At 71.5% G+C, this 8,520-nt stretch carries 6 protein-coding genes; all 6 read left to right on the forward strand.

The window, feature by feature from the left end; all coding sequences use genetic code 11:
- Positions 1 to 1,287: a dihydroorotase gene (locus tag ABVB68_RS22340; RefSeq protein ID WP_353602867.1), complete on the forward strand. Its 1,287-nt coding sequence runs from the start codon at positions 1 to 3 to the stop codon at positions 1,285 to 1,287.
- Complete coding sequence (locus tag ABVB68_RS22345) at positions 1,284 to 1,844, forward strand: PH-like domain-containing protein (RefSeq protein ID WP_353602868.1); 561 nt, start codon at positions 1,284 to 1,286, stop codon at positions 1,842 to 1,844. The genes ABVB68_RS22340 and ABVB68_RS22345 overlap by 4 nt, the downstream gene beginning before the upstream one ends.
- Entirely contained in the window at positions 1,841 to 2,995 is a 1,155-nt protein-coding gene (gene carA, locus ABVB68_RS22350) for a glutamine-hydrolyzing carbamoyl-phosphate synthase small subunit (RefSeq protein ID WP_353602869.1), read from the forward strand. Before ABVB68_RS22345 ends, carA begins: the two co-directional genes overlap by 4 nt.
- On the forward strand, positions 2,988 to 6,296 hold the full coding sequence (gene carB / locus ABVB68_RS22355) for a carbamoyl-phosphate synthase large subunit (protein ID WP_353602870.1): 3,309 nt from the start codon (positions 2,988 to 2,990) through the stop codon (positions 6,294 to 6,296). The genes carA and carB overlap by 8 nt, the downstream gene beginning before the upstream one ends.
- A 168-nt stretch (positions 6,297 to 6,464) precedes the next feature.
- Positions 6,465 to 7,571, forward strand: coding sequence for a quinone-dependent dihydroorotate dehydrogenase (locus ABVB68_RS22360; protein WP_353602871.1), 1,107 nt, complete (start codon positions 6,465 to 6,467; stop codon positions 7,569 to 7,571).
- Complete coding sequence (pyrF, locus tag ABVB68_RS22365) at positions 7,568 to 8,413, forward strand: orotidine-5'-phosphate decarboxylase (RefSeq protein WP_353602872.1); 846 nt, start codon at positions 7,568 to 7,570, stop codon at positions 8,411 to 8,413. The genes ABVB68_RS22360 and pyrF overlap by 4 nt, the downstream gene beginning before the upstream one ends.
- The last annotated feature ends 107 nt before the right edge of the window (positions 8,414 to 8,520 follow it).

Genomic DNA, 8,520 nt, shown 5'->3' on the forward strand with positions numbered 1-8,520 from the left:
ATGAGCAAGATCCTGATCCGCGGTGCGAAGGTGCTCGGCGGCGAGCCGCAGGACGTGCTGATCGACGGCGAGAGCGTCGCCGAGGTGGGCACCGGTCTGAGCGCCGAGGGCGCCGAAGTGGTCGAGGCCGCCGGCAAGGTGCTGCTGCCGGGCCTGGTCGACCTGCACACCCACCTGCGCGAGCCGGGCCGCGAGGACTCCGAGACCGTGCTCACCGGCACGCGGGCGGCCGCCAGCGGCGGCTTCACCGCCGTGTTCGCCATGGCCAACACCTTCCCCGTGGCCGACACCGCCGGCGTCGTCGAGCAGGTCTGGCGGCTCGGCCGGGAGCACGGCTACTGCGACGTGCGGCCCATCGGCGCCGTCACCGTCGGCCTGGAGGGCCGGAAGCTCGCCGAGCTCGGCGCCATGCACGAGTCGGCCGCCGGGGTCACCGTCTTCTCCGACGACGGCAAGTGCGTGGACGACGCCGTGATCATGCGCCGCGCCCTGGAGTACGTGAAGGCCTTCGGCGGCGTCGTCGCCCAGCACGCCCAGGAGCCGCGGCTCACCGAGGGCGCGCAGATGAACGAGGGCGTCGTCTCCGCCGAGCTGGGCCTGGGCGGCTGGCCGGCCGTCGCCGAGGAGTCGGTCATCGCGCGGGACGTGCTGCTCGCCGAGCACGTCGGCTCCCGGGTGCACATCTGCCACCTGTCGACCGCGGGCAGCGTCGAGATCGTCCGGTGGGCCAAGTCCCGCGGCATCCAGGTCACCGCCGAGGTCACCCCGCACCACCTCCTGCTCACCGACGAGCTGGTGCGCACGTACAACCCGGTCTACAAGGTCAACCCGCCGCTGCGCACCGAGCGCGACGTGCACGCCCTGCGCGAGGCGCTCGCCGACGGCACGATCGACATCGTCGCCACCGACCACGCCCCGCACCCGCACGAGGACAAGGACTGCGAGTGGGCCGCGGCCGCCATGGGCATGGTCGGGCTGGAGACCGCGCTGTCGGTGGTACAGGAGACCATGGTCGAGACGGGTCTGCTGGACTGGGCCGGCGTCGCCGACCGCATGTCCTTCAAACCCGCGCAGATCGGACAGGCCACCGGGCACGGCCGTCCCGTCTCGGCTGGTGAGCCCGCCAACCTCACCCTCGTCGACACGGCATACCGTGGCCAGGTGGACCCCGCGGGCTTCGCCTCGCGCAGCCGCAACACCCCCTACGAGGGGCGCGCGCTGCCGGGCCGTGTGACGCACACGTGGCTGCGGGGCAAGGCCACGCTCGTCGACGGGAAGCTCACGTGACACCTGTAATCCTGCTGGCCGAGGCCAGGAAGTCGGCCGAGGTCACCGACTGGGGAGCCCGCATCGGCTGGCTCGTCGGACTCGTCCTGTTCATCGCGCTCGTCTACTGGCTGATGCGCGAGGGCTGGAAGTGGCGCGGCACCCTCCAGAGCGACCTGCCCGCGCTTCCCGGCGCGCCGGAGGAGACCGGCCCGGTGAAACTGAGCATGATCGGCCGCTACCACGGATCGACCACCGCCGGGCAGTGGCTGGACCGGATCGTGGCCCACGGTCTGGGCACCCGCAGCCGGGTCGAGCTGACCCTGACGGACCGGGGTCTGGAGGTCGACCGCCCCGGAGCGACCGACTTCTTCGTCCCCACCGCCGCGCTGCGCGAGGCCCGGCTCGACAAGGGCATCGCCGGCAAGGTCCTCACCGAGGGCGGCCTGCTCGTGGTGACCTGGGCACACGGCGACAAGCTGATCGACTCCGGCTTCCGCTCCGACCACGCCGCCGAGCACACCGCATGGGTCGACACCCTGAACCAGATGATCAACGACACGGAAGGCGCACGATGACGACCTCCACCAGGGGAAGCTCGCAGAGGAACACGGTGCTTCCCGCCGTACTCGTCCTGGAGGACGGCCGCAGCTTCCGCGGCCGCGCCTACGGGGCCGTGGGGGAGACCTTCGGCGAGGCCGTGTTCTCCACCGGCATGACCGGCTACCAGGAAACCCTGACCGACCCGTCGTACGACCGTCAGATCGTCGTCGCCACCGCCCCGCAGATCGGCAACACCGGCTGGAACGACGAGGACGACGAGTCGGGCCGCATCTGGGTCTCCGGGTACGTCGTGCGCGACCCCGCGCGCGTGCCGTCCAACTGGCGGGCCAAGCGCTCCCTGGACGACGAGCTGGAGCGGCAGGGCGTGGTGGGCATCTCCGGCATCGACACCCGGGCCCTCACCCGCCACCTGCGCGAGCGCGGCTCGATGCGCGCCGGGATCTTCTCCGGCGAGGCCGTCGCCCCCGAGGCGGAGCTGCGGGAGCGGGTGCAGGCCCAGCCGCAGATGAAGGGCGCGAGCCTCTACGAGGAGGTCGCGACCAAGGAGGCGTACGTCGTCCCGGCGGTCGGCGAGAAGCGCTTCACGGTCGCCGCCATCGACCTCGGCATCAAGGGCATGACCCCGCACCGCATGGCCGAGCGCGGCATCGAGGTGCACGTGCTGCCCGCCACGGCCACCGCCGACGAGGTCTACGCCGTCGAGCCGGACGGCGTGTTCTTCTCCAACGGCCCCGGCGACCCGGCGACCGCCGACGGCCCGGTGGCGCTGATGCAGGCCGTCCTGGAGCGCAGGACGCCCCTGTTCGGCATCTGCTTCGGCAACCAGATCCTCGGCCGCGCCCTCGGCTTCGGCACCTACAAGCTCAAGTACGGCCACCGGGGCATCAACCAGCCCGTCCAGGACCGCACGACCGGCAAGGTCGAGGTCACCGCGCACAACCACGGCTTCGCCGTGGACGCGCCGCTCGACAAGGTCAGCGAGACGAAGTTCGGCCGCGCCGAGGTCTCCCACGTCTGCCTGAACGACGACGTCGTGGAGGGGCTGCAGCTGCTCGACCAGCCGGCCTTCTCCGTCCAGTACCACCCCGAAGCGGCAGCGGGCCCCCACGACGCCGCCTACCTGTTCGACCGCTTCGTATCCCTGATGGAGGGCCAGCGTGCCTAAGCGCACCGATATCCAGTCCGTCCTGGTCATCGGCTCCGGCCCGATCGTCATCGGTCAGGCCGCCGAGTTCGACTACTCCGGCACCCAGGCGTGCCGCGTGCTCAAGGCCGAGGGCCTGCGCGTGATCCTCGTCAACTCCAACCCGGCGACGATCATGACCGACCCGGAGATCGCCGACGCCACCTACGTCGAGCCGATCACCCCCGAGTTCGTCGAGAAGATCATCGCCAAGGAGCGCCCCGACACCCTGCTGCCCACCCTGGGCGGCCAGACGGCCCTGAACACCGCCATCTCGCTGCACGAGAACGGTGTCCTGGCCAAGTACGGCGTGGAGCTGATCGGCGCCAAGCCGGAGGCGATCCACAAGGGCGAGGACCGCGAGCTGTTCAAGGGCGTCGTGGAGGCCGTCCGCACGAAGATCGGGCACGGCGAGTCCGCCCGCTCGGTGATCTGCCACTCCATGGACGACGTCCTGCAGGGCGTCGAGACCCTCGGCGGCTACCCGGTCGTCGTCCGCCCGTCCTTCACCATGGGCGGCGCCGGCTCCGGCTTCGCCCACGACGAGGACGAGCTGCGCCGCATCGCGGGCCAGGGCCTCACGCTCTCCCCGACCACCGAGGTGCTCCTGGAGGAGTCCATCCTCGGCTGGAAGGAGTACGAGCTGGAGCTGATGCGCGACAACCACGACAACGTCGTGGTCGTCTGCTCCATCGAGAACTTCGACCCGATGGGCGTGCACACCGGTGACTCGATCACCGTCGCGCCCGCGATGACGCTGACCGACCGCGAGTACCAGATCCTGCGGGACATCGGCATCGCCGTGATCCGCGAGGTCGGCGTCGACACCGGCGGCTGCAACATCCAGTTCGCGGTGAACCCCGAGGACGGCCGGGTGATCGTCATCGAGATGAACCCGCGCGTGTCGCGGTCCTCGGCGCTCGCCTCCAAGGCGACCGGCTTCCCGATCGCGAAGATCGCCGCCAAGCTGGCCGTGGGCTACACGCTGGACGAGATCCCGAACGACATCACGCAGGAGACCCCGGCCTCCTTCGAGCCCACGCTCGACTACGTGGTCGTCAAGGCCCCGCGCTTCGCCTTCGAGAAGTTCCCGCAGGCCGACTCCACGCTGACCACCACCATGAAGTCGGTCGGCGAGGCCATGGCCATCGGCCGCAACTTCCCCGAGGCCTTCCAGAAGGCGCTGCGCTCCCTGGAGAAGAAGGGCAGCCAGTTCACCTTCGTCGGCGACCCGGGCGACAAGGACACCCTGCTGCGCGAGGCCGTGCGCCCCACCGACGGCCGGATCAACACCGTCATGCAGGCCATCCGCGCGGGCGCCACTCCCGAGGAGGTCTTCGAGTACACGAAGATCGACCCCTGGTTCGTCGACCAGCTCTTCCTCATCAAGGAGATCGCCGACGAGCTGGCCGGCGCGCCCGAGCTGACCGGCGACCTGCTCGCCGACGCCAAGCGAAACGGCTTCTCCGACCAGCAGATCGCCGAGATCCGCGGCCTGCGCGAGGACGTCGTCCGCGAGGTCCGGCACGCGCTCGGCATCCGCCCGGTCTACAAGACGGTCGACACCTGCGCCGCCGAGTTCGCCGCGAAGACGCCGTACTTCTACTCCTCCTACGACGAGGAGAGCGAGGTCGCCTCCCGCGAGAAGCCCGCGGTGATCATCCTGGGCTCCGGCCCGAACCGCATCGGCCAGGGCATCGAGTTCGACTACTCCTGCGTCCACGCCTCCTTCGCGCTGTCCGACGCCGGGTACGAGACCGTGATGGTCAACTGCAACCCGGAGACCGTCTCCACGGACTACGACACCTCCGACCGCCTGTACTTCGAGCCGCTGACGCTCGAGGACGTGCTGGAGATCGTCCACGCGGAGTCCCTCGCCGGCCCGATCGCCGGCGTGGTCGTCCAGCTGGGCGGCCAGACCCCGCTCGGCCTGGCGCAGGCCCTGAAGGACAACGGCGTGCCGGTCGTCGGCACGCCCCCCGAGGCGATCCACGCCGCCGAGGACCGCGGCGCCTTCGGCCGCGTCCTCGCGGAGGCCGGCCTGCCGGCCCCGAAGCACGGCACGGCCACCACCTTCGACGAGGCCAAGGCCATCGCCGACGAGATCGGCTACCCGGTCCTCGTGCGGCCGTCGTACGTGCTCGGCGGACGCGGCATGGAGATCGTCTACGACGAGACCCGCCTCGCCTCCTACATCGCCGAGTCGACCGAGATCAGCCCCTCCCGGCCGGTCCTCGTCGACCGCTTCCTGGACGACGCCATCGAGATCGACGTCGACGCCCTCTACGACGGCGAGGAGCTGTACCTGGGCGGCGTCATGGAGCACATCGAGGAGGCCGGCATCCACTCCGGCGACTCGGCGTGCGCCCTGCCCCCGATCACCCTCGGCGGCTTCGACATCAAGCGGCTGCGCGCCTCCACCGAGGCCATCGCCAAGGGCGTCGGCGTACGCGGCCTGATCAACATCCAGTTCGCGATGGCCGGCGACATCCTCTACGTCCTGGAGGCCAACCCGCGCGCCTCGCGCACGGTGCCCTTCACCTCCAAGGCCACCGCCGTGCCGCTGGCGAAGGCCGCCGCCCGCATCTCGCTGGGCGCGACCATCGCCGAGCTGCGCGCCGAGGGGCTGCTGCCGAAGAACAGCGACGGCGGCGAGCTGCCGCTGGACGCGCCGATCTCCGTCAAGGAGGCCGTGATGCCCTGGTCGCGGTTCCGCGACATCCAGGGCCGCGGCGTCGACACCGTGCTCGGCCCGGAGATGCGCTCCACCGGCGAGGTCATGGGCATCGACTCCGTCTTCGGTACGGCGTACGCCAAGTCCCAGGCGGGTGCCTACGGCCCGCTGCCCACCAAGGGCCGCGCGTTCATCTCGGTCGCCAACCGGGACAAGCGCTCGATGATCTTCCCGGCGCGCGAGCTGGTCGCCCACGGCTTCGAGCTGCTCGCCACCTCCGGCACCGCCGAGGTCCTCAGGCGCAACGGCATCAACGCCACGGTCGTGCGCAAGCAGTCCGAGGGCACCGGCCCGGACGGCGAGAAGACCATCGTCCAGCTCATCCACGACGGCGAGGTCGACCTGATCGTCAACACCCCGTACGGCACCGGCGGCCGCCTCGACGGCTACGACATCCGTACGGCCGCCGTGGCGCGCTCCGTGCCCTGCCTGACGACCGTCCAGGCGCTGGCCGCGGCCGTCCAGGGCATCGACGCCCTCAAGCACGGTGACGTGGGGGTCCGCTCGCTCCAGGAGCACGCGCAGCACCTGACCGCGGCCCGCGACTAGCGCTCCGCGCAGAGGCCGGGTCGACGCCGCGGGCCGTTCGCGGCCGGCCGCGTCCACCCGGCGGAGCCGCATGTCGAAACCCCCCGCGCCCCTCTCGGGGCGCGGGCCTTAGCCGCCGATGAGGGGGGACTCCGGAAACGGTGTCCCCCCTCCGTGTGAGGACACCTGATGTATCAGCTCTTCTTCCGCTCGGTCTTCCGGCGGATGGACCCCGAGAAGGCCCACCACCTCGCCTTCCGCTGGATCCGGCTCGCCGTCCGGATCCCGGTGCTGCGCACCTTCGTGGCGGCCGTGCTCGCGCCCCGCCACAAGGAGCTGCGCACCGAGGCCTTCGGGCTGCGCATGCACGGCCCCTTCGGGCTCGCCGCCGGCTTCGACAAGAACGCCGTCGCCATCGACGGGATGTCGATGCTCGGCTTCGACCACGTCGAGATCGGCACGGTGACCGGGGAGCCGCAGCCCGGCAACCCCGGGAAGCGGCTCTTCCGGCTCGTCGCCGACCGGGCGCTGATCAACCGCATGGGCTTCAACAACGACGGCTCGCTGGCGGTGGCGGCGCGTCTGGCGACCCGGCAGCCGGTCTTCAGGACCGTCGTCGGCGTCAACATCGGCAAGACCAAGGCCGTCCCCGAGGCGGAGGCCGTCGGCGACTACGTGAAGTCGGCCGGGCGGCTGGCGCCCTACGCCGACTACCTGGTCGTGAACGTCTCCTCGCCGAACACGCCGGGCCTGCGCAACCTGCAGGCCACCGAGGCGCTCCGCCCGCTGCTGAGCGCCGTGCGCGAGGCCGCCGACCGCGCGGTCGCGGACCGGCACGTCCCGCTGCTGGTGAAGATCGCCCCCGATCTCGCCGACGAGGACGTGGACGCCGTGGCCGACCTCGCCGTGGAGCTGGGTCTGGACGGCATCATCGCCACCAACACCACCATCGCGCGCGAGGGCCTCGGGCTCCGGTCCGGCCCCTCGCTCGTGAAGGAGACCGGGGGCCTGTCCGGCGCGCCCCTCAGGGAGCGGTCCCTGGAGGTCCTGCGGCGCCTGTACGCGCGCGTGGGCGACCGGATCACCCTGGTGGGCGTCGGCGGCGTCGAGACCGCCGAGGACGCCTGGCAGCGCATCCTGGCCGGTGCCACGCTGGTGCAGGGCTACAGCGCCTTCGTCTACGAGGGGCCCTTCTGGTCGCGCGCGATCCACAAGGGCCTCGCCGCGCGCCTGCGCACCAGCCCGTACGCCACGCTCGCCGACGCGGTCGGCGCCGATGTGAGGAAGTCCGCATGACTGTTCCGGAGCCCTTCGGCGCCCGGCTGCGCCGGGCCATGGACGAGCGCGGCCCGCTGTGCGTCGGCATCGACCCGCACGCCTCCCTGCTCGCCGAGTGGGGACTGGACGACGACGTCGCCGGTCTGGAGCGGTTCAGCCGCTCGGTGGTGGAGGCGGTGGCGGACCGGGTCGCCGTCATGAAGCCGCAGAGCGCCTTCTTCGAGCGGTTCGGCTCTCGCGGCATCGCCGTCCTGGAGCGGACCGTCCGGGAGGCGCGCGCGGCCGGCACGCTGGTCGTGATGGACGCCAAGCGCGGCGACATCGGCTCGACCATGGCCGGGTACGCCGAGGCGTACCTGCACAAGGACGCCCCGCTGTTCTCCGACGCCCTCACCGTCTCGCCCTACCTCGGCTACGGCTCGCTCAGCCCGGCGGTGGCGCTGGCCCGGGAGAACGGCGCCGGCCTGTTCGTGCTGGCCCTGACCTCGAACCCGGAGGGCCCCGAGGTCCAGCACGCGGTCCGCGCGGACGGCCGCAGCGTGGGCGCGACGATGCTGGCCCACCTGGCCGCCGAGAACGCCGGAGAGGAGCCGCTCGGCTCCTTCGGTGCGGTCGTCGGCGCGACGGTCGGCGACCTGTCGTCCTACGGCCTCGACATCAACGGCCCGCTCCTCGCGCCCGGTGTCGGCGCGCAGGGCGCGACGGCGGCCGACCTCCCCAGGGTCTTCGGATCGGCGGTGCGCAACGTCGTGCCGAACGTCAGCCGGGGTGTGCTGCGTCACGGTCCCGACGTCGGGGCGCTGCGGACGGCCACCGAGCGCTTCGCGGCGGAGATCCGCACCGCCGTCGGTGCCGCCTGAGACCTCCGCGGGGCCCCCCGCCCCGGGGGGCGCCGGGGGGGCGAGGGGGTTTTCATACAAAAAAAATTGGTCATATTTTTTTTAATTGTGTGACTAAGCTGGGTGGG

Origin of the sequence: Streptomyces sp. NPDC096012 (assembly GCF_040426375.1) — a bacterium.
Taxonomy (GTDB): Bacteria; Actinomycetota; Actinomycetes; order Streptomycetales; family Streptomycetaceae; genus Streptomyces.

What these genes read in the sequence shown, in the direction of transcription:
- ABVB68_RS22340 (WP_353602867.1), top strand. Translation starts at nt 1, where the DNA reads ATGAGCAAGATCCTGATCCGCGGTGCGAAGGTGCTCGGCGGCGAGCCG.
- pyrF (WP_353602872.1), top strand. Translation starts at nt 7,568, where the DNA reads ATGACTGTTCCGGAGCCCTTCGGCGCCCGGCTGCGCCGGGCCATGGAC.
- carA (WP_353602869.1), top strand. Translation starts at nt 1,841, where the DNA reads ATGACGACCTCCACCAGGGGAAGCTCGCAGAGGAACACGGTGCTTCCC.
- ABVB68_RS22360 (WP_353602871.1), top strand. Translation starts at nt 6,465, where the DNA reads ATGTATCAGCTCTTCTTCCGCTCGGTCTTCCGGCGGATGGACCCCGAG.